At 56.9% G+C, this 26286-nt stretch carries 22 protein-coding genes and 1 pseudogene; 15 read left to right on the forward strand and 8 right to left on the reverse strand.

Going from position 1 to position 26286, the window contains the following annotated elements:
• Positions 1-106 precede the first annotated feature (106 nt).
• Entirely contained in the window at positions 107-1090 is a 984-nt protein-coding gene (locus tag B1781_RS14985; RefSeq protein ID WP_078120429.1) for an AAA family ATPase, read from the forward strand.
• The gene (locus B1781_RS14990) at positions 1087-2397 is read left to right on the forward strand and encodes a DUF58 domain-containing protein (RefSeq protein WP_078120430.1); all 1311 of its coding nucleotides are present in this window, start codon (positions 1087-1089) and stop codon (positions 2395-2397) included. Before B1781_RS14985 ends, B1781_RS14990 begins: the two co-directional genes overlap by 4 nt.
• Positions 2398-2421: 24 nt before the next feature.
• On the opposite strand, the gene tssH is transcribed toward B1781_RS14990, so the two are convergent.
• From tssH to B1781_RS15030, 8 genes are all read right to left on the reverse strand, one after another.
• Complete coding sequence (tssH, locus tag B1781_RS14995) at positions 2422-5124, reverse strand: type VI secretion system ATPase TssH (protein WP_078120431.1); 2703 nt, start codon at positions 5122-5124, stop codon at positions 2422-2424.
• Positions 5125-5140: 16 nt separating this feature from the next.
• Positions 5141-6193, reverse strand: a complete 1053-nt coding sequence (gene tssG / locus B1781_RS15000; RefSeq protein ID WP_078120432.1) for a type VI secretion system baseplate subunit TssG — start codon at positions 6191-6193, stop codon at positions 5141-5143.
• A complete protein-coding gene (tssF, locus tag B1781_RS15005; RefSeq protein WP_078120433.1) occupies positions 6157-7995 on the reverse strand; it encodes a type VI secretion system baseplate subunit TssF in 1839 nt (612 codons plus the stop codon). The genes tssG and tssF overlap by 37 nt, the downstream gene beginning before the upstream one ends.
• 1 nt (position 7996) lies before the next feature.
• Positions 7997-8476: a type VI secretion system baseplate subunit TssE gene (gene tssE, locus B1781_RS15010; RefSeq protein WP_078120434.1), complete on the reverse strand. Its 480-nt coding sequence runs from the start codon at positions 8474-8476 to the stop codon at positions 7997-7999.
• Between the two features lie 61 nt (positions 8477-8537).
• Entirely contained in the window at positions 8538-9074 is a 537-nt protein-coding gene (locus tag B1781_RS15015) for an Hcp family type VI secretion system effector (RefSeq protein ID WP_078120435.1), read from the reverse strand.
• Positions 9075-9104: 30 nt separating this feature from the next.
• Positions 9105-10586: a type VI secretion system contractile sheath large subunit gene (tssC, locus tag B1781_RS15020; protein ID WP_078120436.1), complete on the reverse strand. Its 1482-nt coding sequence runs from the start codon at positions 10584-10586 to the stop codon at positions 9105-9107.
• The gene (tssB, locus tag B1781_RS15025) at positions 10586-11110 is read right to left on the reverse strand and encodes a type VI secretion system contractile sheath small subunit (RefSeq protein ID WP_334223991.1); all 525 of its coding nucleotides are present in this window, start codon (positions 11108-11110) and stop codon (positions 10586-10588) included. The genes tssC and tssB overlap by 1 nt, the downstream gene beginning before the upstream one ends.
• A 118-nt stretch (positions 11111-11228) precedes the next feature.
• A complete protein-coding gene (locus tag B1781_RS15030; RefSeq protein ID WP_078122088.1) occupies positions 11229-11828 on the reverse strand; it encodes a tetratricopeptide repeat protein in 600 nt (199 codons plus the stop codon).
• Positions 11829-12215: 387 nt separating this feature from the next.
• Here B1781_RS15030 and tssJ point away from each other — a divergent pair, with 387 nt between their 5' ends.
• The 13 genes and pseudogenes from tssJ (at position 12216) to B1781_RS15095 (ending at position 26143) form a co-directional block, all read left to right on the forward strand.
• Positions 12216-12836, forward strand: coding sequence for a type VI secretion system lipoprotein TssJ (tssJ, locus tag B1781_RS15035; protein ID WP_078120437.1), 621 nt, complete (start codon positions 12216-12218; stop codon positions 12834-12836).
• 14 nt (positions 12837-12850) lie between these two features.
• Complete coding sequence (tssK, locus tag B1781_RS15040) at positions 12851-14191, forward strand: type VI secretion system baseplate subunit TssK (RefSeq protein WP_078120438.1); 1341 nt, start codon at positions 12851-12853, stop codon at positions 14189-14191.
• Positions 14188-14958, forward strand: coding sequence for a DotU family type IV/VI secretion system protein (locus B1781_RS15045; protein WP_078120439.1), 771 nt, complete (start codon positions 14188-14190; stop codon positions 14956-14958). The genes tssK and B1781_RS15045 overlap by 4 nt, the downstream gene beginning before the upstream one ends.
• Positions 14959-14986: 28 nt before the next feature.
• Positions 14987-17800: a type VI secretion system Vgr family protein gene (locus B1781_RS15050; RefSeq protein WP_078120440.1), complete on the forward strand. Its 2814-nt coding sequence runs from the start codon at positions 14987-14989 to the stop codon at positions 17798-17800.
• Entirely contained in the window at positions 17801-19360 is a 1560-nt protein-coding gene (locus B1781_RS15055) for a hypothetical protein (RefSeq protein WP_078120441.1), read from the forward strand.
• An 18-nt stretch (positions 19361-19378) separates the two neighbouring features.
• Positions 19379-20383 (forward strand): PoNe immunity protein domain-containing protein, encoded by a 1005-nt coding sequence (locus B1781_RS15060; protein ID WP_078120442.1) that lies wholly within the window; start codon positions 19379-19381, stop codon positions 20381-20383.
• A gap of 18 nt (positions 20384-20401) precedes the next feature.
• Complete coding sequence (locus B1781_RS15065) at positions 20402-20857, forward strand: hypothetical protein (protein ID WP_078120443.1); 456 nt, start codon at positions 20402-20404, stop codon at positions 20855-20857.
• A 70-nt stretch (positions 20858-20927) separates the two neighbouring features.
• On the forward strand, positions 20928-21455 hold the full coding sequence (locus tag B1781_RS15070; protein ID WP_125932115.1) for a hypothetical protein: 528 nt from the start codon (positions 20928-20930) through the stop codon (positions 21453-21455).
• A gap of 99 nt (positions 21456-21554) precedes the next feature.
• Positions 21555-21758, forward strand: a complete 204-nt coding sequence (locus B1781_RS23625) for a contractile injection system protein, VgrG/Pvc8 family (protein ID WP_408646252.1) — start codon at positions 21555-21557, stop codon at positions 21756-21758.
• Positions 21686-21835: pseudogene (locus B1781_RS23630) on the forward strand (DUF2345 domain-containing protein); the annotation flags it as partial. The gene B1781_RS23625 and the pseudogene B1781_RS23630, both read left to right, overlap by 73 nt.
• 316 nt (positions 21836-22151) lie before the next feature.
• Positions 22152-23221 (forward strand): IS3 family transposase gene (locus B1781_RS15085; RefSeq protein ID WP_125931932.1). Its coding sequence is split into 2 segments (ribosomal slippage): positions 22152-22407 and positions 22407-23221, totalling 1071 coding nucleotides; the frame shifts between segments, so codons are not numbered across the junction.
• A gap of 262 nt (positions 23222-23483) precedes the next feature.
• Entirely contained in the window at positions 23484-25148 is a 1665-nt protein-coding gene (locus B1781_RS23455) for a hypothetical protein (protein ID WP_078120447.1), read from the forward strand.
• Complete coding sequence (locus B1781_RS15095) at positions 25145-26143, forward strand: PoNe immunity protein domain-containing protein (RefSeq protein WP_125932116.1); 999 nt, start codon at positions 25145-25147, stop codon at positions 26141-26143. Before B1781_RS23455 ends, B1781_RS15095 begins: the two co-directional genes overlap by 4 nt.
• Positions 26144-26286 lie beyond the last annotated feature (143 nt).

A 26286-nucleotide genomic window follows, 5' to 3' on the forward strand; every position in this document is an offset into this window, starting at 1 on the left:
ATACCCATCGATATTTCAACGATCTCGAACCGAATCATCTTGCATTGAATGGCGCAGGCCCTTCGACCGAAGTACCTGCGCATTTGCCATGGAGGAGCTTTCGTCAATGAACGAAGCCAACGCACCCACACCGTCGATCGATCAAGCCGCTGCGCGAGTGCGCGAGCTCGAGGCCATGGTCAGTCGGGCCATCATTGGTCAGCGCGATGTTATTCGCGAAACAATCGTCGCCCTGATCGCGGGTGGACATGTCCTCGTCGAAGGCCTACCCGGCCTGGGTAAGACCCTGCTGGTTCGCAGCCTGAGCAAGGCTGTCGGCGGCAAGTTCTCACGCATACAGCTCACCCCCGACCTGATGCCGAGCGACGTCACCGGGCACGCGGTGTTCGACATGAAGGAAGAGACCTTCCGCATCCGCCGCGGACCGATCTTCTGCAACTTCCTGCTCGGTGACGAGATCAACCGCGCGCCGGCCAAGACCCAATCGGCACTGCTCGAGGCCATGCAGGAAGAGCAGGTAACGATCGAAGGCAAGACCTATGAGCTGGAGCAACCCTTTCTGGTGATGGCGACGCAGAACCCCATCGAGCAGGAAGGTACCTATCCACTGCCGCAGGCGCAGCTCGACCGCTTTCTGATCAACGTGCAGATCAGCTATCCAAGCGAGGAAGAAGAAAGCGAGATGATCCGTCAGGTCACGGCCACCTCAGTGGGCAACCAGTTGGACATTTCATCGATCGAACCGATTCTCACCCCGGGAGATGTCCTTGGATTGCAACGTGCCGCCGTGCAGATCGAAGTCGACAAGGCGATCCTCGACTACATCGTGCGAATCGTGCGTACCACCCGCGACTGGCAGGGTATCGAGACCGGCGCCGGCCCCCGCGCAGGCATCGCCTTATTGCGTTGCGCTCGCGCCCAGGCCCTGTTCAACAGCAACGATTTCGTGACACCGGACGACGTCAAATCGATTGCGCCGGCCGTGCTGCGTCACCGTGTGAAGCTGACGGCAGACCTCGAAATCGAGGGCTACCAGCCCGATGACGTGCTTTCCGAGATGCTGGCCAACGTCGCCGCGCCCCGTCAATGAGGTTCTACCCGACGCCAACATTGCTGGCGTGCGCCGGAATTTGGTTGGGGCTCGGCGTTATCGCCGCCATGGCGCCCGGCCTGGTTGTGGTGTGGCAGGCCTCGGGAGCGGCAATCGCCGGTGTCGCCATCGCCGACCGGCTGCGCCAACGCCGCCGCGCGTCGCCAAGCATCGAGCGCAAACTGAGCCGTAACCTGCCGGTCGGGACCTGGTCGAAAGCCGTCATCGAGATGCGTAATACGAGCAGCTTGCCGTTACGCTGCGAAGTGCATGACCTTCATCCCGGCAGCTTCGAAGTTGAGGGACAGCCGGCAACGGTGGATCTGCAACCCAATCAATGGGCGCACGTGCGTTACCGCCTGCAACCGCCGACGCGTGGCACTTACCAAGTGCCGGGCACCGAATTAATGATGACCTCGCCGTGGCACCTGTGGCGCGAACGCCGAACCGTCGGTACGCCACAGGAGCTGCGTGTGTACCCCAACTTTTCGCGGATTGCGCACTACACCCTGCTGACCACCGATAACCGGCAGAGCCAGATGGGCGTCAAACGCCGTCAGCGACGCGGCGAAGGCAGCGATTTTCACCAACTGCGTGAATACCGGGTCGGCGACACGTTACGCCAGATCGACTGGAAAGCCACGTCGCGCCTGCGCAAACTGATCTCGCGAGAATTTCAGGACGAGCGCGACCAGCAGATTATGTTCCTTATCGACTGCGGTCGTCGCATGCGCCATGCCGAGGTTGGACGGGTGCATCTCGACGAGGCGCTGAATGCCGTACTGCTCGTCTCTTACGTCTCGCTGCGCCAAGGCGATGCCGTGGGTTTCATGACGATGGGCGGCGTGCGCCGCTGGTACGCACCACGCAAAGGCCAACACCTGGTGAGCAGCCTGCTGAATGCCACGTACGACCTGCAATCGACACTCGAAACCACCGATTACCGGGCTGCTGCCAGTGAACTCCTCGCCCGCCAGCGTCGTCGCGCACTGGTGGTGGTCATCACCAATACCCATGATGAAGACCAATCGGACCTGGAGGCCGCCGTCAAGCTGCTACGTCGCAGCCACCTGGTGTTGGTCGCGGACATGCGTGAATCGTTGCTCGACGAGATCGAATCGCGAGAGGTCACGTCGCTGAAAGAGGCACTCCAGTTCCAGGCCACCGAAGACTACCTGGGGCGTCGAAGAGATAACCACGAGCGGTTAATGCATCATGGTGCGAGAATTCTGGACATCCGCCCCGACCAACTACCCATCGCGCTGGTCAACCAATACTTCGCGATAAAGCGCGAAGGTGCCTTGTAGGCAACCTTCAGCGATCGCCTTACCTTACTTCATGGTGTACTTGAACTCACCATTCTTGCCCGCCGACACCTTGATCCGCGAAATCTCGCCCTCTTCCGCCATGCGGCCGAGGACCGTTTCGGCCATCTCAGGCAGCAGCGTGCCACTGAGAATGTGATCGACATTGCGCGCGCCCGAGTCGACCTCGGTGCAACGTGCCAACACTGCCTCGACCAGCTTGTCGTCCCATACGAAATCTGCCTTGTGGTTTGCCGCCACGCGGTCGCGAATCCGACCAAGCTTGAGTTCGATGATCTGCACCAACACGTCGTCGGAGATCGGGTAGTACGGAACCACCTTCAGCCGCCCCAGAAAGGCCGGTTTGAAATGTTTGAACAATACCGGGCGAAGCGCCTCGGCCAGGTCATCCGGATCGGGCAGTTCTTCCGCGGCCTTGTTCAGACAACTCTGCATGATCTGGCTCGAACCGACATTGCTGGTCAAAATGATCAGCGTGTTGCGGAAATCGATCTCGCGACCTTCGGCGTCATCCAACACCCCCTTATCGAACACCTGGAAGAACAATTCCATGACATCCGGATGTGCCTTCTCGACCTCGTCGAGCAGGACGACACTGTACGGATTGCGACGGACCGCCTCGGTAAGCACCCCGCCTTCACCGTAACCCACATAGCCCGGTGGCGAGCCTTTGAGACCGGAGACCGTATGCGCCTCCTGGTACTCGCTCATATTGATCGTGACCAGCTTGCGCTCACCACCGTACAGGATGTCGGCAAGTGCCAGCGCCGTCTCGGTCTTGCCGACACCAGAGGGTCCAACGAAGAGAAACACGCCTTTCGGCTTGTTCGGGTCTTCAAGGTTCGCGCGGGCCGTGCGAACACGCTGGGCGACCGCTTCCAGGGCATGATCCTGACCGATGACACGCGCCTGCAGCAATGGCTTGAGCTGCAACACCGTCTTGATCTCGTCCTTGACCATCTTCCCCAGCGGGATACCGGTCCACGAGGAGATAACCTCGGCAACGACGTGTCCATCAACCTGCAAAGGCACCATCGGCTCTTCACCCTGCAGGGCATGCAGCTTGGCGATCAGTTCATCAAGGCCGGTAGTGCGCGCCGATGCTGCTTTTCGCCTGCGGCCACCGCCACCGACTGCGGCAACGGCCGGTTCGGCGACTGTCTCGCCATTTTCGAGACCGGCACGCATTTCGATGATCTGCTTGACCAGAGCCGACTCAGCCTCATGCCGGGCCTTGTAGTCATCAAGATCTTTTTCCAGCGCTTTGATTTGCGCCTTGAGCTCTTTCAGGCGCGCGTCATGCCACATGCCGCTGGCCGCTTCCTTTTCCAATGCGGCCAACTCCGCGCGTTCACGCACCAAGCGCTTGTCGGTTTCATCGATCAGAGCGGGTGTGGCGCTCTGCCCCAAGGCAACCTTGGCACACGCCGTGTCGAGCACACTGACTGCTTTGTCGGGCAACTGCCGGCCGCTGATGTAACGATGAGACAAGCGCACTGCTTCAGTCACAGCCTCGTCCATCACGCGTATGTTGAAGTGTTCTTCCATCAAGGGAACCATGCCTCGCAGCATCGCTGCGGCCAGTGGCTCGGTAGGTTCTTCGACCTTGACGACCTGGAACCGACGCGCAAGCGCCGCGTCTTTCTCGAAGTATTTCTTGTATTCGGCCCAGGTCGTAGCGGCGACCGTACGCAGCTCACCACGTGCCAGTGCCGGTTTCAGCAGGTTGGCCGCATCATTCTGACCCGACTGGCCACCGGCCCCGATCATTGTGTGGGCCTCGTCGATAAACAGGATAATCGGCCTGGGGCTCTTTTTGACTTCATCAATGACATTCTTGAGGCGATTCTCGAACTCACCTTTGACGCTCGCGCCCGCTTGAAGCAGCCCCATGTCAAGCACGTGCAATTCAACCCCCTGAAGTGGCGGCGGCACGTCTCCATCGGCTATACGCAGGGCAAGCCCTTCAACGACTGCCGTCTTGCCGACGCCGGCCTCACCCGTGAGTATTGGGTTGTTCTGGCGTCGACGCAGCAGGATGTCGACCAGTTGTCGTATCTCGCTGTCCCGGCCGATCACGGGATCGACCTTGCCGTCGCGGGCGCGCTGGGTGAGATTCGTCGTGAACTGGTCCAAGGCCGGGGTCTTGCTGACACCCGGCATCGCGGACGCGGCGGCGTCGGCATCACCGTCACTCAAATCTTGCTCGCCACCCTCTCCCGCTACTTCTGCGGCTTCGAGCGAACCCTGGGTCAACTCATCGAAGTTGTGCTTCAGCTCGCCAAGATTGATCTTCTCGAAGGCCCGCGAACCACGCGAGGCCAGCTGAACGAGGTCAGGCTCGGTCAATAGCGCAAGCAACAGGTGTCCGGAGCGAATGCGCTGCAGGCGCGAATCCAGCGAGGCGACCAGCCACGCCTGCTCGAACAGCTTCTGCAAATGGGGCGAGAACACCGGCGTGCGGGTGTTGCCCGTCTTGAGCAGACCGAGCGCGTTGTCAAGTTCACGCTCGAGACCGGTGACGCTGATATCGCTGCGACTCGCGACCTTCACGACATCGCTACCCGGCTGCTCGCACAGCGCCAGGAACAGGTGTTCCAGGTCCACCTCGTAGTGGCCGCGATTCATGCAAATGACGGCAGCCCGTTCGGTCGCCGTGCGACTGAGTCCATTCAGCTTGCTGATCAGTGTTTTGAGTGAAGTGCTCATAAGACGATATCCCTATTCAGGCGGCATGCAGTTCAAACACCGTGTCATCACGGTCTTCCGTCACTGCGCGAGTACAAAGAAAAGTGTCGAATCCGAGGCGGGGCTGCTGCTCAGCTCCGAGCTGGCTGGGAAGAACATCTGCGGCCCTAAGTACTGGACGAATCTCGTATTCGAATTGATATGAAGTCGCCAACGTCAGAATCTTATGTAGCGCTGCCGACAGTTCGCTTCCCGGCAGAAATGCCAGATAGCGATCGCGAGACAATGGCCCGATGCGAATACGAACACGCAGGTTGCGTTGCCAGACGCGCTCGCCGACCATCATGGTCTTTCCCAGAGCGGCATTGGCACCGCCGAGCTTAGAATGCTGCGACTCCGGTAGCGTGTACCATTTGCCGACAAACTGCTCGACCTTGACGCTGGTACGAAAATACTGGGACAGGATTGTCTGCAACGTCGTTGCAGATACAGGGCGTTGCCGCAGCATGCCCGCAAAGTACGCCATCGATTCATCATCGATACTGCCAGGACTGTCACGCAGCCGGTCACGAAGTGAATCGAATCCAAGTCCGCCGAGCGCTAGTACCAGCGGAAGAAACTGGTCATGGCGCTCAGTTTCGTAGAGAAGCGGTAAGCGATACTTCTTCCATGCGTTGTAGAACTGCCCTACCGACCGGTTCGAAAACAGATCAAGGAAATGCCGCGCCCCACGGTCTCGATGGTAGCGCTCGCGATCGGCGATCTGCTCCGTATAGTGTGCCGGCAGTGTACCGTGCAGTCCCAACAACCCCATGAATGCCGGCGTCAATGAAACCCTTCGCAGCTGGTCGGTTTCATTACCTTCATCGTCGCTCGCATACTCGACATCGAGCGTCTCTATTTGGCTGGGCGCGAATGCGAGAGCAAGAGAATTGCGGAATCTCAGTCGATCGGCGACCGGCTCTTTGGCGCCCTGTTTGCGCAAGTGGCGGTCGAGCACACGCACGGCCTGAAAGAAATCAAACCGCTGTGGCTCACTGGTCAGCTGCTCGATCAGAGCAGGATCGATTCGCCGGCGCGCGGAGCACATCTGACCAATTCCTCACCGGTTCGGCTGGAGACAAGCACCAGTTCAATAAAGCTGTTCAGGTGGACGTACAAGCCGAGAAAGCGATCGATTACGCGTGCGAAGATATCCAGACCGGTTCCGACGAAACTCTCCTCGTCGACTGTCAAGGTGATTTCCAGGCCGCGGACAAAACTCGCAAACGGATTGCCGGGTAACCAGACCGTCTTGTCACGCTGTGAGATCTCGGCAATCCCGACAATCTGCCGACGCGATACCGCCGTCCGCGGCAGGTCGTACAAGCTCAACATCTCGCGAAACGCGTTCAGCCCACTACCACTGATCGACAGGTGATTCAGCGCCAGATGCGATATCAGGCGCCATTGCCCGGCTCCGCGATAGTCGAAGCGATAGGGTTTGGTCGGTTTACGCAACATGCTGATCGCCTTAGCGACCGATCCGCCCTCCATCGTCAGATCACCGCCGGGTAAACCCGTGGCAAGGTGATGAGGCAGATCGCGGTTGGTGCATGTCAAAGCGACACTCAATACATCGGATTTGGCATGTAGCGGTTCGAAATCGGCATCGACGACCGATATCTCGGTCTCGTACCCGGGACTGTGTTCCGCCACGAGATGGTTGCGCTGCGCATGCCAATACTGGCCATCTTTCTCTGGTGTCTCGCCGTGGTAGAGCGAGAAAAAAGGGCGAAATTCGGTTATCGATTCGCCCTGCGGCGTTTGACGCACGCGACGCACCGAGTCGATCGAATAAACCTCGTAAGCGAACGCCTTACGCGAATCGGCAACGACCGGGTAAGCGCTGCTGCGCTCGGTCAGGCGTATGGGGTCACCCTTTTGCGCAAAGAGGTTGACGATCGGCACGCAGCCCAGCCGCAGGTGCTCAGCGGCGATGGTCTGCAAGAGCCGCGACGCATCACTGTCGGCCCGCAGATCGGCGAACGCCAGATGGATCTCGATCGTTTCTTTGGACCGCAGGGAGACAGGCAGACTATCCAGGCGCAGATCGAAGAAATTGTATTTTTCAGGGAACGCGAAATACTCTGTAAGGTGTCGATAGGCGTTGTGCGCATTGTCCGGAAACCGGATCAGAGATTCTTCGTCGGCAAACCCCACCTCACCGATGATATCGTCGCTCAATGACTGCCACCGTTCCTCCGCAGTCGATGCGTAACTCTTCACCACGCGCAAAAACAAGGCATCACGCAGCGCTGCTGCGATCGATGGCTCGGCATCGACAAAGAACCGTAGCGCGCCGAACTCTCCCTCTCCCCAGCGACCTTGCTTGGACGTCTTGCGCAGCTCAAGCGTGAGTGACGCTGTACAGTCGACCGGCAAACGAATCCCGCCTCGCGCTTCGGCGATAGGATCGAATCTGACCTGGCGAACCTGCACGGGGAGCAACGACACGTCCCAAGCTGTCTTGAAACGACAGGGAACGCCCTTGACTGGCCGGGATTGAAGCTCCAATCCCCGTTTCATGACCACAGGTTTGGAAAGGCTCGCTTCATCGCCGGCCGTGTCGAACCAGGCAATGGAACACGATGGAAAGGGGCGCAGGTAATGCGGATAGAGTACGTTCAGCAACGCCTCGGTGAACTGCGGGTATGAATCCTCAAGTTTCTTGTTGACCCGTGCGCTAAGCAGCGCGAACGACTCAATCATTCTCTCGATATGGGGATCATCACACCCATCACCGTGCAACAAAAGCTGTCCGGCAATCTTCGGGTAGCGTTCTGCAAACTCGCGCGAATGACGACGCAAGAAAGCCAGTTCGCGTTCGTAATAAGGCAGCAAATCTTCCATGTCAGCCTGTCACACCCGACGCCTTCTGTCGGTTTACCGAATATTGCAGTGTCGTCGGCTGCAACATCGCATCGAAGTTCACCGGCTCGCGAGCCGGTTTAACCACCAACATTGCTTTGATGGAAAACGCCAGGGAGTTGACCGACCGACGGTCCAGGTCGAGCGACACCTGTACGTTCTTCAATCGCGGTTCGTGCTTGGAGATTGCGCTTTCGAGAGACCGACATATTGTCACGCGGTCATGCACGCTGGCCAACGAAAGGCCGGCAAAATCGACGAGCCCGAAAGACGCAATGGAGCGCGCGGCTTCGGGATAACCTTCCATCACCGAATCATCGAACACCGTGCGTGCATTCAACAGCGCTTCGAGATCACGTGCGACAGAGTCTTTTAATTCATCAACCGACAGTCGACGATGCACCGGACCCACTGGCGAGTCGTCACAGAGCTTGTCGAACAGTGTCGGTTCAAATCCTCGCATAAGGAATGCAGCACAAGAACATGGCGGCAAGGCACCGCCATGTTCATATCAGAAGCTACGCTCAGGTCAGATTGGGCGTGTTCTTGGCGAGGTTCCAGGCGCCCTGGATGTTGACCTTGCCGGACTTGTCACCATTGATGTTCAGTTCATCATAGGTCCACTTGACCGCCGAGTACTTGAGCGCAAACGTTTCGGTCGGAATACCCTCGCTTGAAACGGAAGGTGAAACCGACGAAACGAGAACGTCTTTCAGCTCAATACGCATGTACTGATGACGGTTCTGCGTGGTGCTGGGATTGCCGGTGGTGTTCTTACCGCCAAATGCACGGTAGAAGGTGATCACAACGTCGTTGATGATCAGACCTGACGAACACGCTTGGTACAGCTTGGGGCTGGAGCCATCGATGTCTTTGGTGAAAACCATTTCATCGTGCTCACAACGCTCAGCAGTATGACCGCCCGAACCAGAAGCCGTCGCCGACTTCGGCTGACGCATAGCGTGGCTCCAGGTGTAAACCTCGACCTGGTCCTTGTGCTTCTGGTCGCGCGCATCTCCCTTGATGTCGCTTCCTTTGAACTCTACGTAAATGTCCTTCATTACGGAACAACTCCTTACAGTGTTGGTTAATTATCCATTGCTTGCCTGCGGCAACTCGGCCACCAGGCGTAACGACACAGAAAGCTCATCGAGCTGGAAGTGCGGTCGAATGAACGAGACCGCACGGTAGACGCCAGGCCTTCCGGGGACCTCGCTGACTTCGACAGACGCTTCGCGCAGCGGAAACTGTGCCTTGGTTTCCTGAGAAGCGGAATCGTCCGCAGTGACATATTGGTCAATCCAACGCTGCAGATAGGTCTCTACGTTGGACGGCGCGGCAAAGCTGCCGATTTTGTCGCGCATCATGGCCTTCATGTAATGCGCAATTCGACTGACGGCAAATATGTACTGCAACTGGGCAGACAAAGATGCATTGGCATTCGCTGCATCGGTGTCGTATTTCTTGGGTTTTTGTGCCGATTGAGCACCGAAGAACGCTGCGTAATCGGTGTTCTTACAGTGAACCAACGGAATGAAACCGAGATCACTGAGCTCTTTTTCACGTCGGTCAGTAATGGAAATCTCGGTAGGACACTTCAGCGCCACTTCACCATCGTCGGTACGGAAAGTATGCGTAGGCAGGTCTTCAACCAGACCGCCACCCTCAACGCCGCGAATGGCTGCGCACCAGCCGTAGTTCTCGAATGCGTTGGTAAGGCGCGACCCCATGGCGAATGCCGCGTTGCACCAGAGATACTTCGAGTGATCCGTGCCGTCGACATCCTCGACGTAGTTGAACCCTTCGGTGGTAACACCATCAACCGGGTTATACGGCAAGCGACCTAGAAAACGCGGCATCGTCAGGCCGACATAGCGTGAATCTTCCGATTCGCGGAACGATTTCCACTTCGCGTACTCAACTGTGTCGAAGACCTTCGACATATCGCGCGGCTTGCCAAGTTCGGTGTACGAATCCAGCCCGAACAGTTCCGGTGAGGCAGCGGCGATGAACGGTGCGTGTGCAGCAGCCGCGACATGCGACATCTGCTCGACGAAATACATGTCTTCAGGCTGTCGCGTCAGTTCGAACTGACCGATCAGCGTGCCGAACGGCGCCCCGCCGAAGGTTCCGAACTCTTCTTCATACACTTTCTTGAACAGCGCACTCTGATCGAAATCGATCGCCGTCTTGAAGTCTTTGACGAGTTCCTTCTGCGTCGCGTTCATGAGCTTGATCTTCATCATCGAGCCCGTAGACGTCTGCTTCGCAAGATAATGCAGGCCGGTCCATGCGCTCTCGAGTTTCTGAAACTCAGGCGCGTGCATGACCTCACTAAGCTGTTCAGAGATCAGTTTGTCGAGCTCTGCGACACGTGCATCCAACGAAGCCGAAAGGTTTTCCGATACGACAACTTCGCCTTCAAGCACCTGACTGGCCAGCTCGCTGATGATATCGCGCGCACGCGCGCGCTCCGCGTCAGATTTGGCAACCCGACTCTCGGCAATGATGTTGTCGAGAAGTCCACCTTCCGCAGCCGGGGCTGCCGGCTGTTCACCCTGCGCTGCGCTCATCAGTCTTCCTCCTTCTTGCCGAGTTTCTGCAGCTGTTCGGTACTTTGCAGCACGTCACTCAGTAGATCCTCAAGCTTTTCATTGCCCGCCATTTTGTTGCGCAGATCGGCGAGTTTGGATCTCGCCTCCATGAGCTTGCGTAGGGGCTCAACGTTCTGCACAACCGCTTCCGGACGAAAATCTTCGAACTTGTCGAAGGTAAGATCGATCCCGATCTCACCACCTTCGTCAGTCAACTTGTTCTTGACGCGATAAGCGGCGCGCGGAGCAATGCTGCCAATCACATCATCCAGATTGTCCATGTCCACGTTTACAAATTTACGATCGCGAAGTTTGCCTTGATCTTTCTCGCTCTGACCGGAGAAATCACCAAGCACACCAACAACGAACGGAATCTCTTTCTGTTCGATTGCATCGCCGATCTCGACATCGTAGGTAAGCTGGACACGCGGCGGACGCACCTTCTGCAACCGCTTCTGAACGCTTTCTTTTTTTGCCATCTCAATCTCCCGATTTCCGATCACCGACAACCCGGCGAATTGAAATCCTTAATTTGCAAAATAAACGCTGTCTGAGTCACTTGGACCGACGGCACCTCAAGTCCGTATCGAGAACCACGACACGCGAATAATCTTTCATCGACTAGCGCAACACGTTAAAGGGATCACCGTCGAGTGCCGGTGCTTTATCGCTGATCGCATCTTCCAGCGCCTTGCCTGCCTCCGCTTGCGCCTTGGCTTTGGCCGCCTCCCTGGCGGCCCGGCGAGCAGCCCGCGCACGTCTTTCGGCACGGCGGACCGCGGCTTCTTCAGCCATGCGTTGCTTCTTGAGCCGCTCCTGATCGATCGGCGGAACGAGCACTTCCTCACCCAGTATTTCACGCAGAACCTTGGCAAGGTTCTTCGCATCGTCGCGTGCGGAACCGGTGGTTTCGGTGTCTTCGCGAAGGTCCCACAGAGACTCTGTGGCTACGCGCAACCCGCTAACGGCGCGTACACTTTTCGCAGTGCTGTCGGCCGGGTCGCGCTGCAGCACTTCCTCGGAAGCCACGATAGCTTCGCCATATTGCGCATTGCCAAAATACAGCTTTGCCATGTTCACCCACGGTTCTTTCCGCCCGGGATGCATGCTCGCGGCTTTGGTCAATATGCCGATTGCCTGTTCGTATTTGCCGGCAGAAACCAGTTCGTTGGCTTTTAGCTCGGCCTCGGTGAGATGTCGTGTACGTTCTTCGTCGGACATGCGCGACGGCATGCCGGAACAACCCACGAGCGTCGCTTGCAAAGCGACAACGAAAATCAAGATAGAGAAGCGCACTTGAACCCTAATCGTCCCTAATCCGGGTGTGTCTGGTGATTGAATCGTCCTTGTGCACGGAAGCGTTTAACACGTCGCTACCGTACGGCCGGTAACGTACATTAATTGCCGACCGCTCGCAATAGGCTTCGCGTCAGGTAACGAATTTGTAGCATGTAAATTGCAGTAAATTTAATGCAAGCAAAGCAAAGCGATCGATATGCACAAGCGTCGAGCGCACCGATGATGTAACATTGTGGCGCCTTCCACCATTGATATGGAACGATGGGAATGCAAGCTCCTTAAGGATAGATGTACAGCTGAGCGAATAACGTGCAAGGACAGCCACGACAAAGCGCCAATTCGATACGGCGTTGGTTAACACTAGTCTGCTTCTTACCGCTTCTATACGGCTGCGTAACCACAGTTGCCACTGAGGTTGCCGGGGCTGCTTTGGGTGCGGCAATGAAGTCTGTCGGCCTTACGCCGCCGGACCCGAACGCACCGCGTCCGATGCTGGTCACGCTTTCGGCCGGCGAGCTGTTGAACGCGACTGAATCGGGCGAGTCACTCTCTCTCGTCGTTCGCTTGTATCAACTGCGAAACGAGGCAGGATTTTCGACACTGCCCTATGCGAAGGTCGGTAACGAGGATTCAGAGAAAGCCGTTATTTCCGAAGATCTGGTAAACGTGCGCGAACTGACGCTTATCCCGGGCAAGACCTATCAGCTCGAAGAGCAGGTGGAACCCGGCGTCAAGGTCATCGGCGTTGTCGCCCTGTTTAGAGATCCGGCACCGAACCGTTGGAAGCTGGCGTTCAACCGCGAGACATCTGAAGAAACCGGCATCGCCGTCGGTTTCCATAGCTGTGCCATGACCGTCGCCGAAGGTGAACTGACTGATGCGGGCGCCACGGATGCCACCCGCTCCCTTAGCGGCATTCGCTGCTTTTAGAAGAGTAATGACACGTGAAACAGGCAAAGATTCTTTGGGGCGAAGGACTCTTCCTCAGACCTCAGCACTTTCAACAACAGGACGCCTACCACGAATCACTGGTGAGTGATGCGTTGCTGACGGCCCAACCCTTCGGATGGGGTGTGCGTCATCTGGTTGTCGACAATGACGCCCTCAGGGGCGGCATACTGCGTATCGATCACATCGATGCCGTCTTGCCCGACGGCGAAAGCTATATAGCCCCCGATAGAGACCTCTTACCACCGCCGGTGGCGCTTGACGAAATTGTCGGCGACGAGTCCACCGAGTTCCGCCTGGCCCTACATCAGATGCGGCAGCACGGCGGAAACTCAGTACCCGAAGACAACGAGCAGGAGCAACGTCGCTACGTCGTCTCACATCAGAACAGCGCCGACCTCTTCACCGACGCGGCAGAAGCCGAGATTCCCGTACTCAAGAAAGCAGCACGCTTGAAACCCGCCGACGACCCGCTCGACCAATATGTTTCTATGGCACTGTTGCGCGTGCGCAAGACGCCGGCCAGCGGATTCGAACTGGATACGGCTTACATGCCCCCTACCCTGTCTATCGGTGCCGCACCGATGATCATGTTGCAGCTGAGGCGATTGCTCGATGCCTTGCAAGCCAAGGTCAACGCCCTGTACGGCTTCCACCGAGAGCCATCAAAAAACATCATCGAGTTTCGTTCTGGCGATATCGCATCGTTCTGGTTGTTGCACACGATCAGCAGTGCCGTTGCATCGCTCGCGCACCTGCATCAGAACCCGGTGCTTCATCCTGAACGGCTGTTTCAGGAACAGTTGCGCCTCGCGGGCGGCCTGCTGACATTCTCGAAAACCTATTCGTTGGCCGACCTTCCGACGTACGATCACGCCCATCCCGGCTCCGGTTTTCTCAAACTCGACCAGATACTGCGTGACCTGCTCGATACGGTCATCTCGACGCGATACTTCAGAATTGCGTTGACCGAAACCAAACCTGCTTTTCATGCCGGGCGCCTCGATTCGGAAAAGATCAACGACAAGACTGCTTTCTATCTTGGCGTGTCGGCCGCTCAACCTTTGCCGAAGCTTATCGAATCGGTGCCGGTGCGTATGAAGATCGGTGCGCCCGATGACGTCGAGAAACTCGTCCTTTCGGCAATGCATGGCGTGAAGCTGGTGCATGCGGCCCAGGTTCCGCCGGCCATACCAGTACGCCCGGGGGCTTGCTATTTTTCGCTGGATCCGCGCAGTCCGCTCTATGAACGGATGCTGCAAGCCCAGTCTGTCACCATCTATGCCCCAGAAGGCTTCGATGACCTTTCACTTGAACTGATCGCGGTGAACGCATGAGCTCTGTCGCCACCCTGTACGCCGACCCACCAGTCGAAACCACAGCACCCGCTGATCGCCATGAAGTCGAAACGCTTGCCGATCTACTCTACGAGGGGTTCTATCTGAGCTACCTGCTGCGCAACGGCTGGGAACCCACGAGCGCAGCGAGCTTCGTCGATCGCGTGAGCCGCTTTCTGGATGATTTCGAACGTCGCGCAACACGACACGATTTCGCGGCCGCCGATATCTACGATGCCAAGTATGCTTTCTGCGCCACCATCGATGAGGCCGTACTTTCGACACCCGGACATATCCGGGATGAATGGGAACGCCAGCCGCTGCAACTCACCTTGTTCGGCGATCAGCTCGCCGGCGAGCATTTTTACGACAAGCTCGAAGAAGCCCGCCGGGATGGTCACAATCGCTTGCCGGCACTCGAAGTGTTTCACCTTTGCCTGTTGCTCGGCTTTAAAGGCAAGTATCTGCTCGAAGGACCGGAAAAGCTGAGCTATTTCACGCGCCAGTTAGGCGAGCAGATAGCCCATCTCAAGGGGCAGCGAGCACCATTCGCACCGCATTGGCAGGCACCTGACCGAATCGCCCATCGCCTGCGACGCAACTTCCCCGCATGGGCATTGGCCTCAGTGCTGGCACTGTCCGGACTGTTGGCATACATCGGTCTGCGCGACTATTCGGCCGACCAGACTGCCGCGGCGCTGAGCCCGTATCAAAACCTGGTTTCACTGCCACCGCGCGCACCGTACCTGCAGATCACTCTGCCCTGACGGCGCCAGTAGCTACGGAATACGATGCATGGATCGCTCATTCTTCCCTGACCTGCTAAGCCAGCAGAATCGCCTGATTGAGATCGCTACCGCGCTGCCGGAGGCTGCACTTCTGGTCGAGCGCTTCCATGGGCGGGAAGCCGTGTTCGAGAACTTCGTTTTCGAGATCGACTGTGTGTCGACCTCGGCCAACCTCGAACTCAAGACCCTGATCGGCGAAGAAGTCACGCTTTATCTACTGCAAGCAGACGACAGCAAACGTGCATGGCACGGCTATGTCACCGAAGCCATGCAGCTCGGCGCCGACGGCGGTCTCGCACGTTACCGACTGCGTATAGAACCCTGGTTGCGATTCCTCTCGTACCGGCACAACAGCCTGGTCTTTCAGGATGTCGACATCCGCGGCATCTGCGAGCGGATCTTCGCCGACTACCCCCAAGCCGACTGGCAGTGGGACGTCAGCCAACAACTTCGCATGCGCAGCCTGTGTGTCCAATACCGCGAAACGGACCTCGACTTCGTCCGCCGCCTGTTGGCCGAAGAAGGCCTGTCGTTTCGTTTTGAACACGACCAGCAGGCGCAGGCCGGCGACGAGATCACGCATGCGCGCCACAAGCTGATCGTTTTCGATCGCGAGGCCGAGCTGCCGGACAACGCCCAACCGGATATCCGCTTCCACCGCGCCGATGCCCCGGAGGTCAGCGACAGTATCCAGCTGTTTAGCGAAACCCGCAGGGTGCTGCCCAATGTCGCAATTCAAAGCAGCTGGAACTACAAAGAACTGGTCGCAACCGATGCTGAAGCCGGCAGCGCGCTCGAGAACGGCGATTTGCCGGTGCTCGAAGTCTACGACGGCTCGGGCGCTTACCAATTCGAGTCCACTGATGCCGCCCAACTACGCACCGACCTGTTGTTGGCCGCGCACGAAGCGGGCTACCGACGCTTCGAAGGCGGCGGCAGCGTGCGCCAGCTCAACGAGGGTACCGTCTTCGCCCTGAGCCAGCACGAAGACTATGTGGGCGACGATGCTCAGTTTGTTGTCTTGGCGGTTGAACACGAAGGTGCCAACAATCTCGGCACGCAAGCGGCCAAACTGATCGAGGCCGCGAGTATCGAGGCGGGCACCTATCGCAACCGCTTTCATGTCCAGCCCACTGGTGTGCCGATTGTGCCGCTACCGCGGTCCAAGCCGTCGATTCGACCACAGACAGCCCTGGTTGTCGGCCTGCCCGATGCGCCGCTGACGACCGAGCGCGACCACCGCATCAAGGTGCAGTTCGCCTGGCAGCGCGGCGAGCGGCCCAATGCTGGCGGGCTGACCGAAGGCATACCGGCCGAAACTCAAGGCAATGCGCCCGGCAACGACCAGGCAGGTACCTGGGTGCGTGTCGCCGAATGGCTGGCTGGCCCGAATTGGGGCAGCCATAACCTGCCACGCCTCGGAACCGAGGTGCTGGTCGACTTTGTTGAAGGCGACATCGACCGACCACTGGTCAGCCGGCAGCTCTATAACGGGGCCGACATGCCACCCTTCTCGGCCGGGGTCGATGCCAGCGCCAACCATCCCGGCGTACTCTCCGGCTGGATGAGCCACAATCATAACGATGGCTTCAACCAATGGGTGGCCGACGATGCCCCCGATCAGCTGCGCACGCGCTTCGCCAGTAGCTATGCGGATAGCCAGCTTGGTCTCGGTCACCTGATCCACCAGGATCCACGCTCAGCACAACGCGGCGCATGGCGGGGCGCGGGCTTCGAACTGCGCTCGGATGCCTGGGTGGCAGTACGTGCCGGTGAAGGCCTGCTGATCTCGGCCACCGCTCGACCCCAGAGTGTTTCAACGCAGATGGATGTCGCTGAAACCGTCGGCCAGCTACGTGCAGCAGAGAAGACCGCCGAAGCCCTCTCCGACGCAGCGGTTGCGCAAGGCGCCAAACCGCTGGCCAGCAATCCCGACCAAACCACCTTCATCGACAGCCTCGATCCCTCCAAGGGAGGCAAATACGAAGGAGGTATTGGCGGCCAAGCCGCCAAGAAGGCCAAACCGGGCAGTCGTGACCTGGGCGACCCAACAGAACGGTTCGAGGCGCCTTTTATCGTCAGCGAGGCCCCCGGTGACATCGGACTGAGCTCACCGGCAAGCACCGTGTTGTTTGCCGGTCAGCACATCCACGCCACCGTGCAGCAGGATCTGCACACCGCCGCGGCACATACCTTCAGCAGCGCAGTTGGCCAAGGGGCAAGTTGGTTCAGTCACACCGGTGGCATCAAGACCATCGCCGCCGCCGGCGAGGTCAGCCTGCAAGCGCACACGGATGAACTGGAAGTGCTCGCCGACAAGTCCGTGACCGTGACCAGTTCTAGCGACGAGATCCACATTCTCGCCAAAGACAGCATCGTACTGAAGGCCGGACATAGCTCGATCACGATCAAAGGCGGGGATGTGACCTTTGCCTGCCCTGGGCAGTTTTCGGTCAAGGGTAATTGGAATGCGTTTATTGGGCCGGGGAGTCGGCCGGCCGTGCGCCCTCCACTCCCGTCCGGCCTTGAAGACCTCCAGAACTGGATCGAAGTCAGTTACCACGAAGCAGACTTGAAACCAATTGCCGGCGCGAAGTACATCCTGACCTTCAAAGATGGTTCAGTACGGCGCGGCATCTTGAATGACCAAGGCATGGTCCATCTCGATGATGTGCCAGCCGGCGTCGGCAAAGTGGAACTCGTCGATGCACGAAAATACGATCCCAGCTCAGCCTCTGGCGCACAAGCAAGCGCAAACAAGAATGATTGGATAACCGCCCTAAAAGCGGCGGCATCGGGAACTGCATCGGAGATATCTTAAGTGAGTACATTGACCATATCGGATCGCGGCACCCTCGTCAGCCTGGAAGACGACAACGCAATGTATTTCCTAGAAGACTCGTTCGATTGGATACGCGACTTAGCCGCCAAGGGAGCGCGTGAGGGTGCCGAGACACTGGACGAATTCGCGAAAGGTTTTGCTGCACTCGAGCTTGATCCCGTCAACGGGGGATTGGCCGATTACCTCGAAAAACAAGACAGTTGGCTAGCCAACCTGTTCGCCGACATCCTGCGCCTGATCTCGTCAATTAACCCGTTGACCATGGGTAAACAGATCGCCGTTTGGTATCTGGAGGATTTTCGCGACTTGTTTGCCGCTCTCGCCACGTTGGTCGATACGGAAGACGACACGAACGAGGAAACGCAGCAGGCCGTCGCCGAACTCGCACTGGCCGTCGCCGCCATGGTAATCCCTTACATTGGGCGGGCAGGAAAGATCATCTATCGCGTCTATGCTCGCACCGACGATATGGTCGATGGCCTGGCAATGCTGCGCCATGTCTCTCCCGGCAATTCGCTAGACTATCTAAGCAACCTCAACTTGCCTCAGTATGCCGGTAAGATCTCTGAGATGATCCGCAAGGTCCTCAACAAAATGGGTGAGTATCTAGGCGACTGGTTCTCCAGCATCAAACGCACCCTGACAGAATGGGGCCAGAAACTGGCAAACTGGATCACCCGCGCGCTGAAACGGGTTCAGGATTTCCTCGTCAAGGCCGTCGCTGCTGTGCAGGACAAGGTTTACCAGGCCGCGACCAATATCAACAATTCGAAGATCGTAGACAAACTGCCCGACTTCCTGCTCGACTGGGTGGCCAATCAGATCAATGGCAACCTGTGCGAAAGCTGTGTCGACAATTTTCTGGTCAACTACGCGGACTACGATCGTATCTACCCAAAACCTGGTCAGGACAAGCGCGACAACAGTTCCTTCTTCAGTCCCGACCAAGGCATCGATGGTGTGTATGAGAAACCCGCATCCCGCCTGTCCGTGCCCGTTGTCTATCCGAAAACGTACAGCGGTCTGCCACTATCGGCAGGGATGGTGTTTGATGAGCTCGGCATCGAAATAGAAGGGGAAGTGGTCCCGAAGATGATCACCCGCGCAGTGGAACCCTTCGGCGACATACCCGCGGAGTTTTCCCCCACCAGCCACCGGCCGCCCACTTACCCGCGATTTGTGGTCATGGAGGCGAAATTCGGTTACCAGACGAATAAAGACAAACCGCTCACTGATTATCAGTTCAAGAAAAAGCTGAAAAAGACCCAGTCCGGTAGGCAGATGAGTAAGAAGTGGATAGAGCAACGACTCGTAGACGCATTCCCCAACCAAGAGGATGGCACGGATAACCCGAAACATATTGAGATTGATATCGAAGGCTACGCCCGCTGGCTTTACGGCTGCCAGCCTCACAAATCGAAGAACGGCAAGTATGCGCGCCCCAGGGCTGGAAAACGAAGAATGAAAGGAGCGGCCTACTTTCCTCCCTATGCACTACGCGGCTTCGACATCGACGGCATGCCGACCTGGAAAGTCTAAGCCAATCGGATAACGTTTATGAGCAGATTCGAGAAAAACAAACGTGAACGGTTTTTGAATGAGAATTCTTACAACGCACTTATGAAGGGCATTGCGAGCAGGCTCAACCGCGTAGAACAGCTCTTCTATAACGAACTCCCGAAACGATCTGATGCGTTTCGGATGTATAGTCAGTGGAGTGCAACTATTTCCAACGAGTATTTCGAACAATTTGTTGGGCAGTACTCCGCAGGAGTACCTATAGAGGAATTAGGTGCAAAGTTTACAAAGGTTGTCGAAGTTTCTGAGGCAGATTCTCTGCCTCACCCTGTATATAAAACCGAACCCTTTTATCTAGACGAAATCGATGCCTACTACCGTATTTTAGCGCTGCTCAGTCTCGCGAAGCTGCTGCGCTACGACTATCTCGTCCCACGTATAGTGGAGCTAACCAACGTTGCCCACGATGACAATCGTGGCACCGACGCCCTCTACGAAACCCTGATCGATAAGCTCGGTCTACCCAGTGAGCCGGCACCCAAGGTTATGAGCATGCTCAAGGCTCACCCGATCCTACTGGAACTCACTCAGGCGCCGCCCGATAAACAACCCAAGCTGATGGCCCAGTTCCTCAAAAAGTGGTACGGCTCGATGCGTGGATGCTACTGGCATAACCGTCACAAGCGGGTTCCACAGCACTTTTCCGGCTACTGGGCCTTCGAATCCGGCCTCGTCACCTACCTGTGGGACATCGATGACAGCAGCTATCGCGATCTGCCCTTCTATCCGAAAGACCTCGTCGACTACGCCCGAACACATGACGCAGTGCCTGAGCCAGAGCCCGATACCGGCCAGTCCGGCACGCCCCAACGCCCAAGTATTCCCGCCGGCCAAGCCTGCCCGGAAACGGGTTGGTGGTTTACACCCGCCAAAGCCGATTCCCGCCGCTACTTCAAAGCCGGCGAGGTGATGCCTTCGATTGACAGTGATTATGGTGAAACCTTCTGGCAGTGGTCGCCGGATCAATCTCCGCCGAAACTCTAGCGTAAGAGGCTCAAGGGAATGAACATCGATTGGTTGAATGCCGGATCAACGCTCATTGCCGCTGCTATCGGCGGCATTATCGCCGCACGCGTCGCAACCTATCAGACACGGGCCACGCTCAAAGCTGAGCAGGATGGCCGCAAACAGGAAACCGCCCGCGAACTACTCGAAGCGATCGATTCGTTTATGCACATCGCCTATCGCGGTGAACACGAAGAACGGCAACGCCACTGCCGCCGCGTCCTCACGTTGAGCGCCCTGCTCATCCCCGATCAGTTCGACGCAATCCAAAGCCGCCTGAACTACGTCCACCTTTGGCACCGGCGTGAAGAAGGAGACAAACCACGAGGCATTGGTCTGACCGCGACGGAGGGTTTCTTTGCGAAGATCAAACAACACCTCTTTCAAACCATCTTCGGCGTGCAGTTCAAGGCGGTCGATGACAGATCGTCAGACAGTGGTCATGCGGCGTAATCAGGCGATTCAGCGGTAAAGTGCAAGTGCGACAGCGAATCAGAAAAACCACCACGTCTGAGACAGGAATATGAGTAGAGAGAACAAGGGACTGCTCCCCAGCTGGATATCGGCTATCACTGCGGTGATTGGCCTGCTGTTTGGTGGTGGATTGGTAAAAGCCTTCGACTATCAGAAGATCAACGAACTCCATGCGATCGTCGAAAGCTTAAGAACACCAGGGCAGAATCCGAAGATTGAGCAAGGGTTTGAGTTTCGCCTCGATCGTTTTCATTTTGCGGATCGCAAAGCCGTCATCGAACTGCTGGTGACGAGCGAAGAACGCAATCAGGTACTGAACCTCACACAGGACTCGCGCCTCATCGATAGTGAAGGTAATGTTTACGAACCTTCCGAAGTTACATTTGGCAGCAGCTCGAATAAAGGCCCTTGGTTTCGGGAAGAGCTGCCAGCGGATGTTCCGGTTAGAATCACGATGAAGTTCGACAATATCAGCAGCAAAGCCGAAGGGTTCAATCTGCTCGAGGTGGCGGCAAACAGTTTCAAGGTTGCATTCAGCAACGGCGACTTCATCGACCTGGTGTTGGCCGATAGGTGAACCATACACACTTCGCTGGGCATCACCTCGAGCATCCTTGAGGTCTTCGCCGACTACCCCCAGGCCGACTGGCAATGGGACGTCAGCCAACAACTTCGCATGCACAGCCTGTGTGTCCAATACCTCGAAACGGATTTCGACTTCGTCCGCCGCCTGTTGGCCGAAGAAGGCATGTCGTTTCATTTTGAAAAGGCGCGAGCTGGTTCAGTCACTCCGGTGGCATCAAGACCATCGCCGCCGCCGGCGAGGTCAGCCTGCAGGCGCACACCAATGAACTGGAAGTGCTCGCCGACAAGCCCGTAACGGTGACCAGCTCCAGCGACGAGATCCACATCCTCGCCAAAGACAGCATTGTGCTCAAGGCTGGACAGAGCTCGATCACGATCAAAGGCGGAGACGTGACCTTTGCCTGCCCTGGGCAGTTTTCGGTTAAAGGCAATTGCAATGCGTTTATTAGGCGGGGGAGCAGGCCGGCGGCGCTTCAAGGACTTCCACAAGGACTCGCAGATCGCCCACCCAAGTTCATCGAGCTGAATTTGCACGACAGCGCGCTACGCCCGAAGGCAGGCCATCCGTACGTTATCACCTTCAATGACGGTACACGCTACACGGGCCATCTCGATGACCGTACCCCCGTAATCCGAGCCATGCGTGATGTGGGATTTCCTTGTATTTTGACCCCAAGGAGGTCCCAAGATGAAGCGCAAGCGCTACACAGAAGAACAGATTATCTCGATCCTCAAGGAGCACCAGGCCGGAGCCTCAGTGCCAGACCTGGCCCGTCGCCACGGGATCGTGGAGAACACGATCTACCGCTGGAAATCGAAGTACGGCGGCATGGAGGTCTCGGAAGCCAAGCGGCTGCGGGACCTTGAGCAGGAGAATGCCAAGCTCAAGCGCCTGCTGGCTGAGGCTGAGCTCGACAAAGCCGCGCTCAAGGAGTTGGTGGAGGGAAAGTGGTGACGGCTGCGCAACGGCGACGGGCCGTAGAACACCTCAAGGATCGCCGTTTCAGTGAACGTCGTGCTTGCCGTGTCGTCGGTTTTAGCCGTTCTGCCATCTGGTCGCCGCTGAAAGGTTGCGATGATACGGGCCTGCGCGAGAGGCTCAAGATGTTGGCCGAGCAATACCCTCGCTATGGTTACCCGACGCTGCATGACATGCTGAGGGCCGCCGGTCACGTGATGAATCACAAACGGACCTACCGGATCTACCGCGAAGAAGGGCTGCAGGTGCGCACCAAGCGCCGTAAGAAGCTGACGAGGCCGCGTGTGCCGATGCTGGTACCAGACAAGGTTAATCAGCGCTGGTCGATGGATTTCGTCTCGGATCAGCTAGCCAATGGGCGGCGCTTCCGCGTCCTCAACGTCGTCGACGATTACTCCCGAGAGTGCGTACTGCAGATCGTCGACACATCGATCTCCGGACACCGGGTTGCTCGTGCTCTTGATCAGCTGAGCAGGCCGTTACCGAAAACCATCGTTGTCGACAATGGCCCAGAGTTCACGTCAAAGGCAATGTTCTTTTGGGCGAAGCGTGCCAAGGTGACGCCGCATTTCATTCAACCCGGCAGGCCCACCCAGAACGCGTTCGTCGAGAGCTTCAACGGCAAGTTCCGAGACTACTGTCTCGATCTGAATTGGTTCGCTAGCTTGGAGGACGCGCGCGAAACGATCGATGCCTGGCGAGACCACTACAACGATATCGGGCCACACCGATCACTGGGCAAGAAACCACCCGCCGTGTTCGCTCAGGAAGTGGCCTGATATGCTCAGACTCCCACATCAAACGTGGCTCACTTCCAAGGGGTACGGTCATCGACAGTAACGGCCACGCTCGGATCGAAAGCGTACCCAACTGTGCCACAAAAATATTCTACAGCGACAGCCCGAATCCGTTCACTCCTGACCCGGTATCTGTATTGCAAGTAACCGAACAAGGCGTGTCCGCCGACCTCCGCAAGCTCGGCTTGAATCCCGAGTCTACCGACCTTGAGGCGTTGATAAGAAGCGAGACAGGACGCTCTAAATGACCGACGATTCCACCAACACCGATAATCAACAGACTTGCGAAGAAACACCTGACACACCGGGTTGCGAAGCGCAACGAGAGGCCGAACTCGAGGAAGCATACGACGATGCCGTAGTCGAACTTGGAATCGGCATTGGAATAGGTTTGGTGCCGATACTCGGGCAGGCCATTGATGCGTACGACACGATCGAGTCGGCGATTGCACTCTACACCGCCGAAGAAGGTCTGGAGAAAGAGGATGCTCAGTTCGACTTTCTGTTGGCACTCATTGGCTGGATTCCAGGCCCTGGGGACGGCGTTAAGAAAAGCTTGCGCATCGTCAACCGTGACCCTGAACGCTTCGCGCCGGTTTTGTTCGACTTACTGAGGGAGGTACTGGAACAAACCGGCGTCGAGACCAGCCCCGAGGAACTACTCGATCAAATATTCAACGCCGCAATGCTCAAAGCACAGATCGAAAAAATCAAGCAAGGCGTTACCGACTCCGACACCTTTGAAGCGTTACCCGAGTCAATTCAAGACATGGTGATCAGCTCATTGGATATGGCGGCGACCAACATGCCCATGCTGGTCGGTATCGTTGAGAAATGCATCCAGAAATGGAAAAAGATGCAGCGAAACAGCAGTGCGAAGTCACCATCTCGTGGTAAAGCCGATGAAAACTATCCAAACGCTAAATCTGGGGATGTCGCCAAGCAAGGCACTTCCGGTCACGCCGACGGCCATGCCAATACGATAGACAACAGCACGCTCGGCACCCAAGCCCTACAGCAACTGACCAACGAGCTGATCGGAATCGGCGGCGAGCATATCGCCGACTACATCTGCGCTTATCAGTTTGGCTGGGGCAAAGACTGGCAAAACCACGATGACGGCAGCGAAGGCCAATGGTCCGAGGGTACACCGAGCAAGACGAAACCAGGGAAGCTCAGCAAGGGAGGTAGCCCAAAAGCGCCGCACGTATTGTATAAGCTGGATGATCCGACAAACGGCACGGGGCTCGATGCCGTTTGGCGCGCCGACGGCCACAATGAAGGCAAGAATTACGCCATCGTAGAGGCCAAAGCCAGTAGGAACGAGGATGCACCGAAATTTCTGCGCAAACGCAACAACACGCGCCAGCCAAGCGTTACCAGCCAGTTGGGCGCCAATGTGGCTCCGGTTAAAAACGCCAGTGAGCTGCTGGAGCCCATAGATGAAGCACCCAGCAAAGCTAAGCCCGGAAAACCCGGCGGGAAAACGGGCAAGTCAGGTCAGGCCGGAAAAGCCCAAGTGCGCACAAACAACCAAACCTCCAAACGAGACAAAACAGATAGCGATGCCAAATCACCTACTGGTACAAAGTCCGTACTTGTGCAAATGAGCCATGAATGGATCATCAACAATATTAAAAAGGCGGTCACTGGCGCCATAGCTGATGAGATTAGGCTAAAAAGACAGAAAGCTTACGCTCGCCACCTCTTCTTCAGCCCCGCTTATCATCCGAGTGGAAGTCCAGCCGCGCACATGAAAGCACGATTGGAGAATCTTCCGCCAGCAGATCATGAAGACCATAAAGCTTTTCATTACGCCGAAAATGAGGTACGCAAAGCGGTTAATCGACGGAAAGCTTCGCTACGGAAAAAACATGGCAAACTGCCGAGCCTTAAGGATGAGAAATGACCGGAGATTCCTACAGTATGCGCAGGCAGCAATTTCTTACTGAGGATTTTGTACAGCATCAAATCGATAGAAGAGAAAAACTTCTCATAGCTTTTGCAAAAGAATTAGCACTGCCGGATACGGATAAAGAAGGTGCCTCGTTACTACATCAGGCATTGTCGGGCGATCACTATGAAGCACTGTCTCTCCGCTACACTGCCGGCCAACCTATTGGACAGCTCCGTCCTCAGATCACCAACGTGATCGAAGCCTATGAACGATACCAAAAGGCGCTTGCAGAGTACGAAGAAGCACCCGACATGTCTCCGCTCGGACTCGACCAATTGGACGACTATGAGCGCGCAATGCAAATCATCGGGCTATGCGTCCTCATGCATCGTCCTGATCTCCTCAAACGCATCGCCGCGTTGATCGATCCGGGCTATAAAGGAGAAGACACACTCTACGAAGACATTCTCGCATTCTACTTGACTGACCGAATCGAATTGGACGAGTGGTATCACGAAGCCCCTTATACCCCACTGATTCGAGCGATGTATGAGGAAGACGATCAAATAGCCGCAAGATTGCTGAACGACTACGTCAACAACTGGTATCCGGCCTTCAAGTACGCACCCTGGCATGATGGCCACTTGCGCACCGAGGGTACCGACGGTGACTATTTTGGCTATTGGGCTTTCGAAGCCGGGGCCGTCGCCTATCTGTGCAACATCGACGACAGCCAGATCACCCACATGGTCTACCCAAAAGATCTAGTGGCCTGGGCTCGCGAGTACGCTACCGAATACCCGCAGAGCGCCCCAGTAGTTCACGCACAACCCCATCAATCCGTCCCCGCTGGCCAACCCTGCCCCGAAACCGGCTGGTGGTTCACGCCAGCGAAAGCCGATTCTCGCCGTTACTTCAAAGCCGGGGATGTGATGCCTGCGATAAGTAGCGACTACGGTGAGACACTTTGGCAATGGGCGCAAGATCAATCTCCACCGATGCTTTAGTTTCAAAGCTGCCCCCTGCTTCTAGGCTCAATCGAATGTGGGAAGATTTCGCAGTGAGCTCCCATGGAAGTCGGATTCTGGGGGCATTATTGAGAGCTGAAAGTGCTCTTACTTTGGAAGAACTCGATCAGAAAACTCGTAGA

The sequence above is a fragment of the Thiosocius teredinicola genome (assembly GCF_002009425.1).
GTDB lineage: Bacteria > Pseudomonadota > Gammaproteobacteria > Chromatiales > Chromatiaceae > Thiosocius > Thiosocius teredinicola.